A 17,823-nucleotide genomic window follows, 5' to 3' on the forward strand; every position below is an offset into this window, starting at 1 on the left:
GGCCTTTCCTGAGCGGCTGTGGGTCACAGGGCGAGCTGGGGTACGTCGTCGGGCTTGAAGGTGGGCACCTCGATCCCGGTCCCGAGGTGCCCCAGCACCTCCCGGGCGGTGTTCATGCCGGAGAGGATGACGCGGAAGGAGGCGGGGCCCTCCTCGGTCCAGTGGCCGGAGAGGAAGAGGCCGGGCAAGGGGGACTGGTGGGCGAGCCGTTTGCCGCCGATCTGGTTGGGCGTCAATGCCCAGCCGTACGTCGCTCCCTGGTGGTTGCGGGTGAACCGCTCGATCGTCTGCGGAGTGCCCGCCTGAAGGAATGTCAGGTTCTTGCGGAGCCCGGGGAAGACCGACTCGAACTCGCCGAGGAGTGCGTCGGCGAAACGGTCCTTCTGCTCGTGCCAGGGCACGCCGTCGGGCCGTTGGTAGGGCGCCACCGCGGTGCCGATGAGCAGATGCTCCCCCGGTCGGCCGAGCTCCGGGTCGAGCATCGTCATGACCGAGAGCGACATACCGCCGGGACGGCCGCCCAGCACGTCCTGCCAGGTGTCCTCGTGGTCCCAGTGGTTGTACTTGAACGTCTCGTGCGCCGGGTTCTCGGCGAGCAGATCCTGATCGGTGGCCGCGTAGACCACACAGGCGGACATCGAGGGCTTCATCCGGCCGAGCCGCTTGACGAAGCGCGCCGGCAGCTCCTCGGTGCCGACCAGTTCCTCGAAGGTCTGCCGTGCATCGGCGTTGGAGATGACGACCGGTGCGGTGAACACCTCGCCGTCGGCCGTACGTACCCCGGCGGCCCGGCCGTCCTGGAGCAGGATCTTCTCGACCGCCGTACCGGTCAGGACCGTGCCGCCGCCACGCTCGACCGCCACCACGAAGGCGTCCACCAGCTTCTGGAAGCTGCCCTTGCAGTACGAAGGCCCGTCGATCAGTACGCCGATGAACTGGGCGTACGCGAAGAACGACAACTGCGAGGGCGGGGCGCCCATATAGGGCCAGAGCGCCGAGCACATCGCCTTGAGCCTGGGGTCGCGCAGATACTCGTTCATGACGTCGGCCAGCGTCGACGTGCGGTACTTCATCAGCGTGGGCAGCAACTCGGCGATCTGCCCCAGGGCCGACGGGTCGGTGACACGCATCGGCGCCTGCGCCGTCTCCAGAAACATCTGCCGGCGCAGCCGGAAGAACGCCCGGATCCCCTCCTCCTCCTGCGGGAAGAGCCGGATGTGCGCCTCCATGAACTCTTCCAGGCCGGTCGGCGCGAAGACACTCATGTCCGGGAAATCGGCCCGATAGAGATGGTCGATGACGGTCAGCTCGCACTCGTCCTGCACGCCCAGCCAGTCCAGCAGGCCCTGCACCATCTCCCCCTCGGCGAGCACCCGGATCGCCGAGTCGAAGGTGCGCCCGTCGCGGGAGAAGGCGTGAGCGAGGCCACCGATGCCCTCGCTCTGCTCGCAGACGAGCACCTTCTGTCCGCAGTGGGCCAGGATGGCCGCGGCCGACACACCTCCCAGGCCGCTGCCGATGACAATGGCGTCCCACTCTCCGGTGCTCATCAGGGCATTACCTCCACGGGTGGCGTCAGGTCCACTGTTCAGATCTGGCCAGGGGCCCTGTGGATACAGGCGTCAGCCTTCGGGCTCGAAGCCGGGCAGGCCCTCGGCCGCCTCTGTGCGGAACGGGATCGTGGCGCCGAGCTGGCTGAGCATGGCCAGCTCCCCCATCCACACTCGCTGGACGAGCGCGTGCTCCGCCGGCATCTGCACCCGGGACCTGAGGATGTCCGCGTCCTTCGAGAGGGTGGCCCTGCGTACGGCCTCGCGCATCCACTCCCTGTCGAAGGTGAAGACCTCGGTGCCCAGCGGCTTCGCGAGCAGTTCCATCGAGCCCCGCAGCCAGCCGAAGTCCTGCGCCCCGTCCTCCTTCTTGTCCTTGTCCTTCTCCCGCTTGAGCAGCCCGGCGTCCCGCATCACCTTCGCCATCCGGTCCGGATCGTCGTCGACGCAGGCCCGCATCACCGGCCCGATCCAGGGTGCGAACCCGTCGGGAAGGCGGGCCACGGAGCCGAAGTCGAGCACCCCGAGCCTTCCGTCGTCGGTGAGCCTGAAGTTCCCGGCGTGCGGGTCGGCGTGCAACAGACCGACCCGCTTCGGTCCCGCGAACAGGAACCGCGCCAGGAGCAGCCCCAGCCGGTCGCGGTCCTCCTGCTTGCCCTCGGCCATCACGATGGACGCGGGTACACCATCCAGCCATTGGGACACCAGGACCCGGTCGGTGCCCTCCACCACCCGGGGCACGACAAAGTCCGGATCGTCGGCGAAGCCCTCGGCGAACGCCGCCTGGGACTCGGCTTCCTGGCGGTAGTCCAGCTCCTCGACCATCCGCTCGCGCAGCTCCGCCAGCATCGCCTTGATGTTGACCTCACCGCCGGTGAATCGGTCGAGGATCCAGCCCATCCGGGTCAGATGACCGAAGTCGGAGGTGATCGCCTCCGCGGCGCCCGGATGCTGGACCTTGACCGCGACGTCGGTGCCGTCGTGCCAGCGCCCGCGGTGCACCTGGCCGATCGAAGCAGAGGCCACCGGACGGTCGTCGAACTCGGGCAGCAGCTCCCGCCAGTCCGCCCCGAGCTGTTCGCGCAGCACCCCGTGCACGGTGCGCGCCGGCAGGGCGGGCCCCGACTCCTGAAGACTGGTGAGCGCCGCACGGTAGGGACGTACGACATTCTCCGGCAGGGCGCTCTCCATCACGCTGAGCACCTGGGCGAACTTCTGTGCACCGCCCTTGAGTTCACCGATGACGGCGAAGAGCTGCTTGGCGGTACGCTCCTCGATCTCGGTCCTGATCGTCGCCTCGGCGCCTCCGGCCAGCCGTCGCGCCAGCCCGAACGCGGTGCGCCCGGCCAGACCTATCGGCAGCGACGCCACTTTCAGGGAGCGCCGTACCATCCCCTTCGGCAGCTCGCTCACCGGACCGCACCGCCGCTCCCCGAGAGCAGGATCTCCCCGTCCTCGACCCGCACCGTGTAGGTGTCGATGGGGTCCTCCGCCGGGGCGTCGAGCGCCGCCCCCGTACGGAGGCAGAACCGGCTGAAGTGCCATGGGCAGGTCACGCTGTTGTCGTCCTCCAGCTCTCCCTCGGAGAGCGGGGCCTCCTCGTGGGAGCACTCGTCGCGCACCGCGTAGACCGTGCCGCCGACGTTGGCGAGGAGCACCGGGACGCCGTCGTAGTCCACGCTCAGCAGCTCCCCAGGTGGCACGTCCGCCAGCTTCGCCACTCGGAGTTCTTCCTTGATGTCCACAGCGCTGTTTCCTCTCGGTCCACAGGGCTCCGGCCTCAGCCACAGCCGTCCTCTCCCTCTCTGATCCGCGAAGAGGCGCCGTGGATACACCTCTAGGATCAACAACACCGATCAGGGAGGCTCCCGATGGACCGTCATGCCGCGCAGCAGAGCCCGGTCGCCGCGGCGACCGCCGTCTACTCCGCCTCGATGCTCAAGGTGTACGACGCGTTCGTGCTCGGTGTGGTGAGCCCGGCGGTGTGGCGATGCCCCCGGAAGGCGATGGCCGCTCAGTACGACCGCCATGTCTCCGAGCGGCATCTGGACATCGGTCCCGGCACCGGATACTTCCTCGACCGCTGCCGATTCCCTTCCCTGCAACCGCAGTTGGCGCTACTCGATCTGAACCCGACGGTGCTGGAGAGGGCCCGGCGCCGGGTCGAGCGCTACCGGCCCACTGTTCACCGGCACAACATCCTGCAGCCGTACGACCTCGGCGGTCTGCGCTTCTCCTCGGCCTCGCTCAATTTCGTACTGCACTGTCTGCCCGGCGGGATGTCCGGGAAGTCAGCGCTCTTCGACAATCTGCTGCCGCATCTGGACCCCGGTGCCCGCGTCTTCGGCAGCACGGTGCTGGCCCATGGGGTAGGTCACACCCGCATCTCCAGAGCCCAGCTGGATCTCCTCAACCGCAAGCGGGTCTTCCACAACAGGGACGACTCGCTGGAGCAACTGGAGGCTGAACTGGAGTGCAGGTTCGCGCGGTACGAGGTTGCGGTGCGCGGCACCGTCGCTCTCTTCGAGGCCACGGTCTGAACCGCCTCGGAGCAGGAATGCGCCGCCGCGAGTCCCGTTCGTCCGAAGCGCCGCAGAAAGGCGTGCATTCCCGTCTCCCCGCGCCCCGTTCAGGCCTATGGTCTCCCGCATGAGTCAGTACGCCACCGCGATACAGGACACAGCTCAGGAGCAGGACCACTTCGGTCCGAGTGGGCACGACATACGGCAGCCCGTCCGGGTGCACGCCGTTCACTGGCCCGGGCCGGGCGATGAGCACTGGGACACGGCACGGACCATGTGCGGGCGGTCGGCGGCCGGGATGGAGAAGGCCGACCACACCGGTTCCGATCCCACCGCCTGGCATGCGCCCCGGTGGGACCGGCTCACATGCGATGCCTGTGACGACGCCGTGCGGGCGGCTGTCGTGGGCAGTTGATGTCCTCAGGCGCGGCAGTCCGCCCGCATCTGGGCCGCCGCGTGGTGGGCGCCGTCGCGTTCGTCGCTGCCCCAGTCCTTGCCGCGGTCCACCAGTTGAACCGTAAGCTGCTGGTTGGTGACCGGGATCTTTTCGACGATCAGGCCCCTGCCCCGCAGTGACGTCTGGTCGATCTCAAAGGACTTGATGGCGCTGTCCTCGTCGTCCGGGTCGGCCAGCACCCGGTACGTCGTCGGGTCGCCCGCCACGTCCTGGTCGCGGCCGGCCTTCGGGATGACCACGGACACCGAGCAGGTCGTGTAGCCGCTGCCCACGTACCACGACCACGTCGCCCTGCCCCCGCTGTCCCTGGTCTCGCTGCCCGACATCGGAACCGCGCTGAAGCTGCCGTCGCAGCCGTCCCCCTTGTGGCCGCCCGTGCTCACCGTGTACCAGCCGTCGAAGCCGTCGCTGAAGCGGCCGGTCTCGCGGTACAGGCCGCCGCCTGCGCAACCCGGGCCCGCCCAGGCGGAGTACGCGGGGCGGACCGGGGCCTTCGGCGGGGCCGGCTTCTTCGTGGCGGCGCCGGTCGGGCTCGGGGTCGGTTTGGACGTCGACGAGGCGGTCGGGGACGTGCCGGGTAGCGCCGTGGGGACGATGCGCTGCGGGGCGCCGCCCAGGTCGCCCGGGACGAAGTCCGAGTCTGCGGACGCGTTCGCGCCGCTCGCGGCCGAGTCACCTCCGTACAGCGTGACCGCCGAGACGACCACGGCGACCGCGGTCAGCGCAACTCCTCCCGCCAGCAGGATCTTTCCCGTACGGGAGAAGAGGGAGACACGTCCCGCCAGCGTCTCCCGGGCCACCCACACCCCGCCAGGCGCGCGTGTTCCGCACTTCCCGCATCGCATCCCGGGCAGCGAGCCTCTGCCGTCGCCCCCGCATCGTTCGCACGCCATGTCGCACCTGAACCAGTAGACCAACTGCTCGGTATGTCAAGGCTGTCCACTATGCATCAGCACGAGGGACCGAGATAGGTGTTAACGCCGGTAATGGGGTCAGCGGAGCTCATCAGGGCACGCAGTGCCACGCGGCAGCTGGTACGGAGCCGCCAGACGGTACACCCCCGGAGCGGGCGCGAGCAGTTCGGTCCACTCGTCGCCCTCCGCGTCCTTCTCCGCCTTGAACAGGCAGCCGTGGAGATTGACGAAGGTCTTCGGCTCGTCCTCGTTGTCGCGCTTCTTCGACGCGTCCGTCTCCTGCGGGCTCTTCACCTTCTTGCCGTGCTCGTCGACGATGCTCAGCCACGGCGAGTACGGGATCCGGATCAGCACCAGGCCCGCCCTCTTCACCTGGATCGTGAGCTCGCCCGCGCCCGCGCGGTCCACGCTCGCCGGCGGGTCGGCCAGCGGCATCGGGTCCTTCACCTCGAACAGCTGCCAGTTCACGTCGCTCCAGATCCGCGTCAGATACGGCTGGCCCTCGCGCACCAGCTCCGCCTCCTGCGTCGCCCCGCTGGAGTCGGGCGAGCCCTTCGGCAGCACCACATAGTGGACCGCCCACCGGTCGAGCCAGGCGCGGTAACCGGCGGAGGTCAGCGTCCTGTCGTCGTCGTAGAAGAGCGGATTGCGCTTCATGTCCGCCTGCCGGTTCCAGCCGCGGGCCAGATTGACGTACGGCGCGAGCGCGGACGCCTCCCGGTGGCTGCTGGCGGGCACCACCTCGACCCGGCCGCGCTCGGCGCGTACCTGCTGGAGCCGGTTGACCAGCGGCGCGAGCTCCCGGCTCCAGGACGCGGCCGGGGCCGTACGCACCATGTCGTCGACGGCCTTGAAGCCGATCCAGAAGTTCAGGCCCGCGAAGGCGAGGACGAGCGCGTACCACTTGCGTGACTTCGGCACGGTGTACGGAAGCGCCGCCAGCAGCACCACACCCGCGAACAGCATCGGGAGCCGTGAGACATTCGAGCCGATCTGGGACTCGATCAGCCAGGTCAGCAGCGTGCCGAGGGTGTAGACGGCGGCTGCGACGCGGACGGTGAGCCAGTCCTTGGGTACGAGTACGAGGACAAGGGCCCCGAAGAGGAAGGGCAGCGACGTCGACCAGAACGACATCGGCTGCGTACCGGAGAAGGGGAACAGCCAGGAGGACAGCGCCACGACGGCGACCGGGGCGAGACCGAGTGCGTACGCACCGGGGCGGCGGCGGTTCAGGAACAGCGCCGCCGCGACAACTCCGAGGAACAGACCGGCGACCGGGCTCGACGCGGTGGCGATACCCGCGAGCGGGGCAGCCACCGCCGCCTTCGCCCAGCGTTTCGTCCTCCAGCGGTGCGGCCAGCAGAAGACCGCGGCGACCGCGCCGAGCGCGAACATCATGCCGAGCCCGAACGTCACCCGGCCGGAGAGGGCGTTGCAGAGGAAGGCGAAGACCCCGGCCAGCGCGCAGGCCAGAGGATTGCGGACGGCACGGACACGGACCAGGATCAGCGCCGTCAGCGCGGCCGAGACCGTACCGGCGACCATCATCGTCGAGCGGACACCGATCAGCGACATCAGATACGGCGAGACGACGCTGTACGAGACCGGGTGCATCCCGCCGTACCAGGCGAGGTTGTACGCGGAGTCGGGGTGGCGGCCGACGAATTCGGCCCAAGCGTCCTGGGCCGCGATGTCTCCGCCGCTGTTGGCGAAGAAGAAGAACCAGATCAGATGGGTGAGCGCGGCGAGCGCCGTCGCGAGAAGCACAGGGTGGCGGGTCAGCCGGTCGCGGAGGTCGGCGAGAGGACCGGGATCGGTGCGGCCGGGCGCGGGCAGACGTATTCGCAGCCCGGTGTCGGGGCTGCTGCCGTCCGCCTGTGTCGGCTCAGCGGTGGTCACTGCGGCTCTCTCCGTCTTCCCCGGCTGTGCCGTTGTCGTCCCCGGCTTGTGCCGATGTCCTCCGGCCTGCCTGCCTCCGACGTGCCTTTTGCAGCTGTTCACCTTCAAGGACGCCGTCCCGGCACCTTGAAGTTGCCCCGGGACGCTAGCACGCGGGCGTCCCGTGATCCCGGGACGCCCGCGCCGTACGGTTTCGTCGCGCGGCGGCTAGGTCCTGTCCGCCTGATCGACCGGACAGGACCTAGCCGAGCCGGGTCAGCTTGTCGCCGAAACCAGGTTCCGCCAGGTCCTGCTGGAGCGCGACCGGGGCGGTCACCTTGCCGGTGCCCGAGCCGATGGAGACCTGGCCCACGACCGTGCCCGCCTTCGCGCTGTGCGGGATCTTTGTGCCGGCGTCGTTGATCGCGATCTGGACCTGGAGACCGGCCCAGCCGACCGCCTTGAGGTCCTTCGTGGCGACGACCGCCACCTCGCCGCCGAGACCGTCTTCGATATGGCCGACGACCTCGCCCTTCTTGACGACGCTCGCGGACGTAATGCCTGCCTGGGCGGCCTGGATCAGCTTGAGGCTGTACGTCTTGATCGCCAGCGTCAGCTTCTCGTGCAGCAGCGCCGCGTTCTGGGCGCCCATGACCGCGCCGACGATCCGGCGCTTCTTGCCGTCGACGACCGTGTCGGCCGTCCAGAGGAGGTTGCCTCCGGCCGGGGTGGACGAGCCGGTCTTGATGCCGCTCACGCCGGGCTGGAGCAGGATCGAGTTGTTGTTCTCGATCCGCCCGTCGATGCCGGGGATGGTGATGTTGGGCGTGTTGACGATGTCGCGGAAGATGTCGTTCTGCAGTACCGCCCTGGCCAGCTTGAGCTGGTCCTGCGGGGTGGACACGGTGGTGGCCTTCAGGCCGCTCGGGTCCGTGTAGGTGCTGTCCGTCATGCCGAGCTTCTTGGCGGCGTCGTTCATCTTCTTGACGAACTCGGCCTCGGACTTCGAGTCCCAGCGGGCGAGGAGGCGGGCGGCGTTGTTGCCCGACGGGATCATCAGCAGCTGAAGCATCTGCTTCTCGGTGAACTGCTGCCCCTTCGAGATCTGCGCGGTCGACTCGTCTTCGATCTTGGACTCGTCCTCCGCCTTCTGGTCGACGGTGATCTTCTCGCCGACCTCCTTGCCGGAGATCGGGTGCTCCGTGAGGATCACGAACGCCGTCATCGTCTTCGCGACGCTCGCGATCGGGGCGGGCTTCTGCGGGCCGTACGTACCGATGCTGCCGACGCCCTCGACCTCGACGGCGCCCTGGCCCTCGTCGGGCCACGGCATGTCGAGCTTCCCGCCCTTGAAGGTGAACGTGGGCTCGGCGGAGAGCGAGAGCTCGGGGTCGGGGAGCGGGCGCAGAACCTGTACGACCGCAAAGATGATCAGGAGCAGGACGACGAGCGGCGTCCAGATCTTGATCCGCCGCACGACGGTGCGGACGGGGGTCTGGGGCGGGGGCGGGGTGTTCGTCAGCTCGGCGAGGAGATCGAGCGGCGGCAGCGGGGGCATGGGCTGCTGCTTGGTCCGCTCGGCCTCGGTGAGCGAGGCGGGCGCCGATGCCGATGCCGATGCGGATGCCGGTGCGGGCGCCGGTGCGGGCGCTTCGGCCCGCAGCGGGACGAAGGTGCTGCTCCGCTCGGCGGGAGCCTCTGGCCGGGGCGCCGGGGGCACCTTGAGCGCGGTGGTGGGCTGGTCGACGGCGGGCCGCCGGAGGGCCTTGAAGACGGCGGTGGGCTGATCGACGACGGGCTTGGCCGGAGCCTTTGCTTCCGCGGATGCGGATGCGGATTCGCCCTTGTCCTCGGCGGACTGCCCGGCACCGGGCTTCGCGTCGGTCTTCGCCGCGGCGGCCTGTTCACCGTCCTCGTCGCTGGGCGCGGGCGCTGCGTCGGCGTCGCCCTCGCCCTCGTCCTCGTCCTCGGCGGACGGCGCCGCGGGCGGCTTCGCCGCAGCAGCCTCGTCGCGGGGCGCGGGCGCGTCGGCAGGCGCGCTGTCGTCAGTCGATCCTGCGTCCGCCTCCGACGCGGCGGAAGCGCCTCCCTCATCGGCGACGGACGGCGCCGTGGTCTCGGAGGCCTCGCTCGCCGGCGCGTCTTCGCGCGGGGACGCTTCGGCGTCCTTGACTGTGGGCGCCGCGTCGGCCTCGGCCTCGTTAGCGGGCTGTGCGTCAGCGAACGCGTCGCCCGCCGACGCCGGAGCGTCGGTGCGCTCCCCGGCGGTCGGGACCGCGTCGGGCTGCGCCGCAGGGGCCTGGTCGGCGTCCTCGTCGCGGGGCGTGGGCTCCGCGTCGGCAGGCGCGCTTTCGCCCGTCGACCGTGCGTCCGCCTCGGGCGCGGCGGCGTCCCCGTCGCCGGGCGCGGGAGCCTCGGCACCGTCCTTGGCAGACGGGACCTCGTCGGCTTCGGCATCAGCCTTGTCGTCAGCCGCAGGCGCGGGCTCGGCCTCAGCGGCCTCAGCGTCGCCCGCAGGCGCGTCGCCGTCCCCTTCGGCGACCGGAGCGACCTGCGCGTCCGCCCCGGCGTCCGCGGCACCCGTCACGGCGTCCGGCACCGGAGTACCGGCGTCCGCGTCCGGCGCACCCGGGCCCTCGTCCCCACCCGGCCCCTCGGCGTCCGCGTCCGGCGCACCCGGGGCCTCGTCCGCACCCGGCGCGTCGGCGTCCGGCTCCGGCGCACCCGGGGCCTCGTCCGCACCCGGAGCGTCGGCGTCCACGGCACCCGCGTCGGTGGAGTCGTCCGCGCTCGCCACCCACGCCGCTACCGCTGCCCGCAGCCTCGCGTCGTTCTCCGTCGAGCCCGACTCCGTGCCCGGCTCGGCCTCCGGCTCGGAGTCCGTCCGCTCGGCCGGCAGCCTGAAGACCGCCGTCGCCTGGTCCACCTGGGGAGCCGTCGGCCCCGGAGATGCCTGACGGAACACGGCGAGCCGCGGGTCTCGCTCACCCGGAGCCGTCTCCCCCGACGACTTCCGCTGCTCCGACTTGTCGGGGGACTCGCCCGCCACCGTGCCTCCTCCATGAGTCATGCGTCATGCGCACGCGTTCCTGCGCCATACGTACGTACCCACAGGCAACCTCAAACGACAGCCCGTGTTGTCCGAACCATCTACCAGTGTCCTGTGTGAGAGCCCTGCTCCCGTGCCTAGACGAGAACGACATACCTGCCGGTTCCAGCAGAAAGCACCCAGGCGCTCTCGACAGACCAATGTGAGAGGGGTCACCCTGTCGTACATCCACGCGGGGAGGCATGGATGGGCAGGAGCCGCAGAACAATTCCGGAGGAGCTTCTGTTGCTCGCTCTGGACCCGGCCACGGGTACCACAGCGCAGCCGCAGTCGCTCGACCTCGGCCTGGCCGGAGCCCAGCTAGTAGAGCTGGCTCTGGCAGGACGGATAGCCCCAGACGGGGATCGTATCGCCGTGGTGATGCCACGGCCGACCGGAGATCCGACTTTGGACTCCGCGCTGGAACTGCTGCGCAGACGCGGCAGTCCGGTTCGCGCTGTCCACTGGATCGGCGGGCCCCGACTGGGGCTGCGCCAGATTTACCTCTCGCATCTGGAGCGGTGCGGCATGGTGCATGCCGTGGCGGGCCAGATGTGCGGAGTACTGCCGACGACTCGCTACCAGGCGACGGACACGGCGATCAGCCGGGACATCAGGGCCCGGCTGGACAGTGCGATCCGCACCGGCGTACCGCCGGACCCGCGGACCGCGGCGCTCGCCGCACTGGCCCACGCGGTCGGACTCGGCAAGCACCTGTACCCCGGGAACGAAGGGCGTTCCTCGAGGTCCCGTCTGCGGGATCTCATCAGGCACGACCCGATGGGCGGCCTCGTGGCGCACGCCGTGATGGACGTCCAGAACGGTGTGGCCGCTCAGCCGCGCCGTAATCCCACCGCGACGAACGGCAACAGGCAGCCGGCAGCCGTGGCGGCGATGCAGCAACCGCGCCACGGCACCATGGCCCGTGTCGCCTTGCACTGACACAGCACCAGCACGACCCGTACGACCGGCACCAACCGCAGAACCGCCGCACCGACGTCCCCATGACCCGGTTCGGGAGCCGCACAGAACGCGCGGGGCAGCCCTTTGGCTGCCCCGCGCGTTCGCGTGTGCCACCTGTGTAGCCATTTCGCAGCGCAGCCACGACCATTGGTGGCAGTCTGCTGAGCGGTAGATACGCTCAGCTACGCAGCCGGAGGTGCAGTTTCCGTGGCGTCCAATGTCAACCCCACCGTCAGGCGACGCCGATTGGGACAGGAGCTGCGCCGACTCCGGGAGCTGAAGGGCATGACGGCCGAGGAGGTGGCGGAGCGCCTGCTCGTCTCCCAGTCGAAGATCAGCCGCCTCGAGAACGGCCGCCGTTCCATCAGCCAGCGCGATGTCCGCGATCTGTGCGGGGTGTACGAGGTCGAGGACCACAGGATCGTGGACTCGCTGATGCAAATGGCGAAGGATTCCCGCCAGCAGGGCTGGTGGCATGCCTTCGGCGACATCCCGTACAGCGTCTACATCGGTCTGGAGACCGACGCGGCGAGCCTTCGGGTGTACGAACCCCAGGTCGTTCCGGGCCTGTTGCAGACGCGGCAGTACGCCGAGGCGCTGATCGCCGGCGCGCTGCCCGAGAGCGGGACGACCGACGTAGAGAAACGGGTCAGCGTCAGGCTGCGCCGCCAGGAGCGGATCAACGACGGCGAGCATCCGCTGCGGCTGTGGGTCGTGGTCGACGAGGCCGCGCTGCGCCGTCTCGTCGGCGACAAGACGCTGATGCGCGAACAGCTGGAGCATCTGGTGGAGCTGTCCCAGCTGCCGCATGTGACCGTGCAGGTGCTGCCCTTCGAGATGGGCGCCCACCCGGGCATCAATGGCCAGTACGCGATCCTGGAGTTCCCGGACGCCTCCGACTCGAGCGTCGTCTACATCGAGGGCGTTACGAGCGATCTGTACCTGGAGAAGGCCAATGACGTACAGAAGTACAGCGTCATGTACGAGCATCTGCGCGCGCAGGCCCTGAACGTGGATCAGACCAGGCAGTTCATCGCGGACATCGCCAAGGATTACGCCCGCTGAAACAACCGCTGAAACGCTTCGGCCGCGAGGGGGACCGCACGGTACACCCCAGCTACCTCGCGACGGAAGACCCATGTGGAATATGCCATCCGGTCGAGTGAACGTCTGCCTCGCGCACCCAGCGCGGCGAGTAGCGTCGATCACGCCAGCAAGAACGTTGGCGCAAATCACACCACTTGCCGAAGCGGAGCGAACATGGCAATCCTTCAGGGCGCCACGGAGACCTGGACGAAGTCCTCGTACTCCACCGGAAACGGCGCATGCGTAGAGGTCAAGTCCCCCGTCGCACAGGCGATTGCCGTGCGGGACTCGAAAGTCCCCGCGGGCCCGTCGATCACCTTCGTCCCCGGGTCGTGGAACGCGTTCGTGAACGAAGTGGGGCACGGCGCGTTCGATCTCGGCTGAGCGCCACGCCGAGGAGCACGCCGGGCTGTACCGCAAAAGAGACAGCAAAAAGCAATACGAACCAACGCAGCACAGAGCACCATCTACCAGAGCCCTCTCGACTGGTCCGCCGTCCCGGCCGAGGGGGCTCGGCCATGCCCCCACGGCCATCCCCCAACCTCCCTGCCTGCTCATCGCAGTTGATCGACGTAGCGGTCGGTTCCGGGGACGGTGGGGATGAAGGGAGCCACGAGCTCCACCCGTCCGAGCCCCGATTCGACGACCGCCACGTCGAGGCCTGCGAAAGCAGCGTCCCAGCGCTCCCTCGGGTCCTCCTCGAGGAACCACAGCAGCGTCAGCCGGGTGTCGACGCCCTCCACCTGTTTCACATAGGTCATGCGGTCGCCCGGCAGCGGTGTCGGCCTGAAGATGGTCACCATCGCCGCGCCCGATCCGGCCAGTTGCTTCGGCAGTTGTTTCGTACACAGCCACTCGAGGAGCTCCGCCCGCTGCTCGGGGCCCTCCGCGTCGATCACCTCGACGACCAGGCCCGCGTACGGATGATCCAGCGCGTGATAGTCGCGCGGGCCCGCAGCCCCGTCCCGGTAGACGGTTGCCTCATGGTCCTGGAAGGCCGTGAAGACATGCGTACGGTCCTGGTAGACGCGGCCGTCCCGGTTGAGCCGCTTGTTGATCCCCACGGTCCACTTCATGTGGTCGCCGTAGCGCCCGTCGGTGATCCAGTACGTGGATATGTAGCAGCCCGCCGTGACGGGCTGGGCCACCGCCGACTTCTCCGGATAGCGCAGCAGCTGGAGGTCACGCGTGGCGACCCAACGCCGTCCCGCGTACATCCAGGGCATCGCCATCGCGCCCGCGTAGTAGTGGTCGTCCTCGTACCAGCGGTTGTACGCGTACTCATGGCCCGGGTGCGGTTCGACCATGGTGATCAGGGCATGGCCGGGGCGCACCCCGTACGGACCGACGCCCGCCAGCTCCGCGTACACCTCGCTGCGCGTGTCCTCGCTCCTGCGCGTGTTCTCGCTCATGACGCTCCCCTTCCGTCCTCTTCCTTCCTCCGCCGGACGGACCTACTCTGACGGCCCGTCAGAAGAACTGCCAGAGCCGGGAGGCGCCCAGATGCTGCTGCAGGGCAAGACCGTGATCGTCTCCGGCGTCGGGGCCGGACTCGGCCATCAGATCGCCGCGACCGTCGTACGGGACGGGGGCAACGCGGTCCTCGGCGCCCGTACGGAGTCGAATCTCGCCAAGTCGGCCCGGGAGATGGACCCCGACGGCTCACGCACCGCCTACCACGCCACGGACATCACCGACGAGGCGCAGTGCGAGGCGCTGGCCGCGCTCACGCTGGAACGCTTCGGACGGATCGACGCGGTCGTCCATGTCGCCGCCTGGGACAGCTATTTCGGCGGGCTCGCGGACGCGGACTTCGAGACCTGGCAGGGGGTCATCGATGTGAATCTCCTGGGCACGCTGCGGATGACCCGGGCCTGCCTGCCCGCGCTCAAGGAGCGCGGCGGCTCGGTCGTCATCATCGGCACGCAGTCGGCGGTGGCCGCGCCCTCACAGGTGTGGCAGGCGGCGTACGCGGCGTCGAAGGGCGCGCTGACCTCGGCGATGTACTCGATGGCACGCGAACTGGGCCCGGACCGGATCCGGGTGAACACGGTGCTGCCCGGCTGGATGTGGGGGCCGCCCGTCCAGGCGTACGTCCAGTTCACTGCGCACACCGAGGGGGTGCCGGAGGACGAGGTGCTCGGGCGGCTAACCGAGCGGATGGCGCTGCCCGAGCTGGCCACGGACGGAGATGTCGCGGAGGCCGCGGCGTTTCTGGCCTCCGACCGGGCCCGGGCGATCACGGGTCAGTCGCTGCTGGTCAACGCGGGGGAGTTGATGCGGTAGCCGGCCGCCGGGGCCGTACGGGCAATCACTGCCGTACGGCCCTTTTTCGCCCCTCCGTGAATCATGGATGTGAACAGAGGTCATTAACTCGAACAATTTTACTTGCCCTTGACCCTTCGGGTCGTTGTCGTGACCGCGCCCATGGACACACCATGAACGGCGTTCACAAGGCGGACCCCAGGAGGGGGCACATGAACAGTCTCGACTGGACCGTGCTCATCGGTTACTTCGGTGTGATGGTCGCGATCGGACTCTGGTCGCACAAGCGCGTTGACAACGTCAGCGACTTCTTCACCGCAGGCGGCAAAATGCCGTGGTGGCTGTCGGGCATCTCGCACCACATGTCCGGCTACAGCGCGGTGATGTTCACCGGCTACGCGGGCATCGCCTACAAGTACGGTGTCACGTCCTTCGTGACGTGGTCCCTCCCGATCGCCATCGGCATCTTCATCGGCGCGAAGCTCTTCGCACCCCGGCTGAACCGGCTGCGCTCCAAGCTGCATGTCGCATCGCCGCTGGAGTATCTGAAGAACCGCTACAACCTCAAGACGCAGCAGGCACTCGCCTGGTCCGGTCTTCTGCTGAAGATCGTGGACGTGGGCGCCAAGTGGGCCGCCATCGCCACCCTGCTCTCCGTCTTCACCGGTCTCTCGCTCAACCAGGGGATCCTGATCACCGGCATCATCACCGGTGTCTACTGCACGGTCGGCGGTCTGTGGGCCGACGCCCTTACCGAGCTGGGGCAGTTCATCATCCAGCTCTTCGCCGGTCTCGCGATGCTCATCGCGGTCATGGGCAAGCTGGACGGCTTCAGCACCCTGTGGACGGTCTGGGACAAGCCGGAGCTCCAGGGGCACACGGACGCGACCGCGGGACCGTACACGGTGACGTTCCTGCTGGCGTTCCTCTTCATCAAGACCTTCGAGTACAACGGCGGCATGTGGAACCAGGCGCAGCGCTACATGGCGACCGCCAACGCCCGCCAGGCCACCCGCTCGGCCCGGCTCTCGGCCATCCTGTGGGCCGTCTGGCCGCTGGTCCTCTTCTTCCCGATGTGGTGTGCCCCGCTGCTCGTCGAGGCGAAGAAGTCGGACGCCTCCGACAGTTACGCCCTGATGACCGAGCAGCTGCTGCCGCACGGTCTGCTGGGCCTGGTCATCGTCGGCTTCTTCTCGCACACCATGGCCATGTGCTCGTCCGACGCCAACGCCATCTCCGCGGTCTTCACCCGGGACATCGCACCGGTCATCTCCAAGAAGGCCAGGAGCTGGACGGAACGGGCCGGTCTGATCGCCGCACGTCTGTCGACGATCTCGTTCCTGGCGCTGTCGATGGCCATCGCGACCCAGGTCAACTCGCCCACGTTCAAGGACATCATCACCGTCGTGATCAAGTGGGTGGCCGGACTGATGGGACCGATCGCGATCCCGTTCATGCTCGGCCTGCTGCGTTGGTTCCGTAAGTCCGGACCGACCGCGGCACTCACCAGCTGGGCGGCGGGTCTGATCGCCTTCTTCTTCCTCAACTACGAGATCGACGGCACCGCCAGGACCGATGTGGCCCTGCAGTACCAGGTCTCCGTACCGCTGGCGATCTCGCTCGTGCTCTACATCGTGATCGGCCTGGTCAAGCCGGAGGACACCCCCGAGCGGGACGCGGTCATCGCCCGGATCAACACGGACGACGACGGTCCGGACGGGACGGGGCTCGCGGCCGCGGCCGTGCCGGCGCCGGCCGAGCCGGCCGATGCGAAGGTGCTGGGCCGCGAGGGCGCGGACGGCTGACGCGCTTCGTTCCGTACGCGGTCGGGACCCGGCTCCGCAGGAGTGGAGCCAGGTCTCAGCTGCGTGGGTAGCGGGCCAGCCAGCCGGGCGAGGCGACCGTGGGGCCGTGCAGGGCAGGGCCCTGGGTCATCTCCATAGCGAAGTCGTCGGCGAGCTCGATGACCGTGGGGCGGCCCTCCAGCTCAGAGAGCCACGCGGGCGGCAGGGCCGTCTCACCGTGCAGGGCGCCCAGCAGCGCGCCGGTGACGGAGCCGGTGGCCTCGGACGGGCCGTCGTGGTTGACCGCGAGCCGCAGGCCGTGCCGGATGTCCTCGCCGACGAGGGCGCAGTAGACGGCGATCGCGAGCGCGTCCTCGGCATTGCCGCCCTCGCCGATCGAGGCGACCCTGGTGGGGCTCGGGATGCCCTGGCGTACGGCGCCGAGCGCGAGCTTGAGGGCGTCCGTGACGGGCTGGTGCCCGGGCCGAGCGGCCAGCTGGGCGAGCGCGCGCTGCACCGAGCCGTCGAGGGTCTCGCCGCGGGCCAGACCGTGCACGATGACGGCGAACGCGCCCGCCGAGAGATACGCGGTGGGGTGGCCGTGCGTCTGCGCCGCGCACTCCACCGCCAGCTGGCACACCAACTGCGGCTCCCAGCCCACGAGCAGCCCGAACGGCGCGGAGCGCACCAGCGCGCCCGCGTCGCGCACGGCCGGGTTCTTCGGTGCTTCGAGGGTGCCCATGGTCTCGTCGCCGAGCCCGATGATGCAGGCATTGGCCGGGTCGCGGCGGGTGTAGAGCCACTCCTCGCGGGCGAGCCAGCCGTTGTCCTTGCGGCGTTCGTCGGGGCCCCAGTCGCGCTGGGTGGCGGCCCATCTCAGATAGGCGCGGTGCACATCGGTGGGCGGGTGCCAGGCGCCGGTGTCCCGGCGGACCTGGGCCCGTATGAGCCCGTCGACGGTGAACAGGGTCAGCTGGGTGGCGGCGGTGACGGCCCCGCGGCGGCCGTGGGCGGGCACGAGGTCGGCGATGCCCTCGGGGCCGTGGGCGGCGCGTATCTCCTCCAGGGTCAGCGCGGCGACCCCGGCGCCGAGCGCGTCACCGATGGCGCCACCGAGCAGGGCGCCGCGCACCCGGGCGCGAAAGTCCTGCTGCTCGGCCCGGCCCCACACGGCAGTAGCTGCTGCGCTCACCGCGCGTCCCTCCCTGGACCTCGAACGTATGCCTGGCGCAGCACTGTAATCGAACGGGAACGGTGGGCTCAGGGGCCGTGGCTTTTCAACCGGGGCTCCGCCCCGGCCCCCGCGGCTCAAACGA

The 17,823-nt window shown here is 69.3% G+C and carries 15 protein-coding genes; 7 read left to right on the top strand and 8 right to left on the bottom strand.

Annotated features, from left to right (window positions below; genetic code table 11):
- Positions 1 to 23: 23 nt before the first annotated feature.
- The 3 genes from ABZS64_RS03420 to ABZS64_RS03430 all read right to left on the bottom strand — a co-directional run bounded on the left by ABZS64_RS03420 (position 24) and on the right by ABZS64_RS03430 (position 3,295).
- Complete coding sequence (locus ABZS64_RS03420) at positions 24 to 1,550, bottom strand: NAD(P)/FAD-dependent oxidoreductase (protein ID WP_355822582.1); 1,527 nt, start codon at positions 1,548 to 1,550, stop codon at positions 24 to 26.
- Between the two features lie 72 nt (positions 1,551 to 1,622).
- Positions 1,623 to 2,963, bottom strand: a complete 1,341-nt coding sequence (locus tag ABZS64_RS03425) for an AarF/ABC1/UbiB kinase family protein (RefSeq protein ID WP_355822584.1) — start codon at positions 2,961 to 2,963, stop codon at positions 1,623 to 1,625.
- Positions 2,960 to 3,295 (bottom strand): non-heme iron oxygenase ferredoxin subunit, encoded by a 336-nt coding sequence (locus ABZS64_RS03430; protein WP_355822586.1) that lies wholly within the window; start codon positions 3,293 to 3,295, stop codon positions 2,960 to 2,962. The genes ABZS64_RS03425 and ABZS64_RS03430 overlap by 4 nt, the downstream gene beginning before the upstream one ends.
- 126 nt (positions 3,296 to 3,421) lie before the next feature.
- Here ABZS64_RS03430 and ABZS64_RS03435 point away from each other — a divergent pair, with 126 nt between their 5' ends.
- Positions 3,422 to 4,090, top strand: a complete 669-nt coding sequence (locus ABZS64_RS03435; protein WP_355822588.1) for a class I SAM-dependent methyltransferase — start codon at positions 3,422 to 3,424, stop codon at positions 4,088 to 4,090.
- A 109-nt stretch (positions 4,091 to 4,199) separates the two neighbouring features.
- Positions 4,200 to 4,487: a hypothetical protein gene (locus ABZS64_RS03440; protein WP_355822590.1), complete on the top strand. Its 288-nt coding sequence runs from the start codon at positions 4,200 to 4,202 to the stop codon at positions 4,485 to 4,487.
- Between the two features lie 5 nt (positions 4,488 to 4,492).
- Here the strand turns inward: ABZS64_RS03440 and ABZS64_RS03445 are convergent, their stop codons facing one another.
- The 3 genes from ABZS64_RS03445 to ABZS64_RS03455 all read right to left on the bottom strand — a co-directional run bounded on the left by ABZS64_RS03445 (position 4,493) and on the right by ABZS64_RS03455 (position 10,391).
- Positions 4,493 to 5,329, bottom strand: coding sequence for an adhesin (locus tag ABZS64_RS03445; protein ID WP_355822592.1), 837 nt, complete (start codon positions 5,327 to 5,329; stop codon positions 4,493 to 4,495).
- A gap of 192 nt (positions 5,330 to 5,521) precedes the next feature.
- The gene (locus ABZS64_RS03450; RefSeq protein WP_355822594.1) at positions 5,522 to 7,342 is read right to left on the bottom strand and encodes an MFS transporter; all 1,821 of its coding nucleotides are present in this window, start codon (positions 7,340 to 7,342) and stop codon (positions 5,522 to 5,524) included.
- A 241-nt stretch (positions 7,343 to 7,583) separates the two neighbouring features.
- Positions 7,584 to 10,391, bottom strand: a complete 2,808-nt coding sequence (locus ABZS64_RS03455) for a serine hydrolase (protein ID WP_355822596.1) — start codon at positions 10,389 to 10,391, stop codon at positions 7,584 to 7,586.
- 225 nt (positions 10,392 to 10,616) lie between these two features.
- Between ABZS64_RS03455 and ABZS64_RS03460 the strand changes: the two genes are divergently transcribed.
- The 3 genes from ABZS64_RS03460 (at position 10,617) to ABZS64_RS03470 (ending at position 12,842) form a co-directional block, all read left to right on the top strand.
- Positions 10,617 to 11,351, top strand: a complete 735-nt coding sequence (locus tag ABZS64_RS03460) for a GPP34 family phosphoprotein (RefSeq protein WP_355822598.1) — start codon at positions 10,617 to 10,619, stop codon at positions 11,349 to 11,351.
- Between the two features lie 228 nt (positions 11,352 to 11,579).
- A complete protein-coding gene (locus ABZS64_RS03465; protein ID WP_355822600.1) occupies positions 11,580 to 12,437 on the top strand; it encodes a helix-turn-helix transcriptional regulator in 858 nt (285 codons plus the stop codon).
- A gap of 195 nt (positions 12,438 to 12,632) precedes the next feature.
- Positions 12,633 to 12,842 carry a DUF397 domain-containing protein gene (locus ABZS64_RS03470; protein ID WP_355822602.1) on the top strand — a complete coding sequence of 70 codons (210 nt, stop codon included), beginning with the start codon at positions 12,633 to 12,635 and terminating at the stop codon, positions 12,840 to 12,842.
- Positions 12,843 to 13,012: 170 nt separating this feature from the next.
- Here ABZS64_RS03470 and ABZS64_RS03475 read toward each other — a convergent pair whose 3' ends face one another.
- Positions 13,013 to 13,870, bottom strand: coding sequence for a hypothetical protein (locus ABZS64_RS03475; protein WP_355822604.1), 858 nt, complete (start codon positions 13,868 to 13,870; stop codon positions 13,013 to 13,015).
- Positions 13,871 to 13,961: 91 nt separating this feature from the next.
- Between ABZS64_RS03475 and ABZS64_RS03480 the strand changes: the two genes are divergently transcribed.
- Entirely contained in the window at positions 13,962 to 14,744 is a 783-nt protein-coding gene (locus ABZS64_RS03480) for an SDR family oxidoreductase (RefSeq protein WP_355822606.1), read from the top strand.
- A 191-nt stretch (positions 14,745 to 14,935) separates the two neighbouring features.
- The gene (locus ABZS64_RS03485; RefSeq protein WP_355822608.1) at positions 14,936 to 16,528 is read left to right on the top strand and encodes a sodium:solute symporter family protein; all 1,593 of its coding nucleotides are present in this window, start codon (positions 14,936 to 14,938) and stop codon (positions 16,526 to 16,528) included.
- 55 nt (positions 16,529 to 16,583) lie between these two features.
- Here the strand turns inward: ABZS64_RS03485 and ABZS64_RS03490 are convergent, their stop codons facing one another.
- On the bottom strand, positions 16,584 to 17,699 hold the full coding sequence (locus tag ABZS64_RS03490) for an ADP-ribosylglycohydrolase family protein (protein ID WP_355822610.1): 1,116 nt from the start codon (positions 17,697 to 17,699) through the stop codon (positions 16,584 to 16,586).
- Between the last annotated feature and the right edge of the window lie 124 nt (positions 17,700 to 17,823).

Source organism: Streptomyces sp. NPDC005408 (assembly GCF_040606445.1).
GTDB lineage: Bacteria > Actinomycetota > Actinomycetes > Streptomycetales > Streptomycetaceae > Streptomyces.

Bases quoted from the DNA above. Each gene is read 5' to 3' on its own strand.
- ABZS64_RS03420 (WP_355822582.1), bottom strand. From the start codon at position 1,550: ATGAGCACCGGAGAGTGGGACGCCATTGTCATCGGCAGCGGCCTGGGA.
- ABZS64_RS03435 (WP_355822588.1), top strand. From the start codon at position 3,422: ATGGACCGTCATGCCGCGCAGCAGAGCCCGGTCGCCGCGGCGACCGCC.
- ABZS64_RS03440 (WP_355822590.1), top strand. From the start codon at position 4,200: ATGAGTCAGTACGCCACCGCGATACAGGACACAGCTCAGGAGCAGGAC.
- ABZS64_RS03455 (WP_355822596.1), bottom strand. From the start codon at position 10,391: ATGACTCATGGAGGAGGCACGGTGGCGGGCGAGTCCCCCGACAAGTCG.
- ABZS64_RS03460 (WP_355822598.1), top strand. From the start codon at position 10,617: ATGGGCAGGAGCCGCAGAACAATTCCGGAGGAGCTTCTGTTGCTCGCT.
- ABZS64_RS03470 (WP_355822602.1), top strand. From the start codon at position 12,633: ATGGCAATCCTTCAGGGCGCCACGGAGACCTGGACGAAGTCCTCGTAC.
- ABZS64_RS03475 (WP_355822604.1), bottom strand. From the start codon at position 13,870: ATGAGCGAGAACACGCGCAGGAGCGAGGACACGCGCAGCGAGGTGTAC.
- ABZS64_RS03480 (WP_355822606.1), top strand. From the start codon at position 13,962: ATGCTGCTGCAGGGCAAGACCGTGATCGTCTCCGGCGTCGGGGCCGGA.
- ABZS64_RS03485 (WP_355822608.1), top strand. From the start codon at position 14,936: ATGAACAGTCTCGACTGGACCGTGCTCATCGGTTACTTCGGTGTGATG.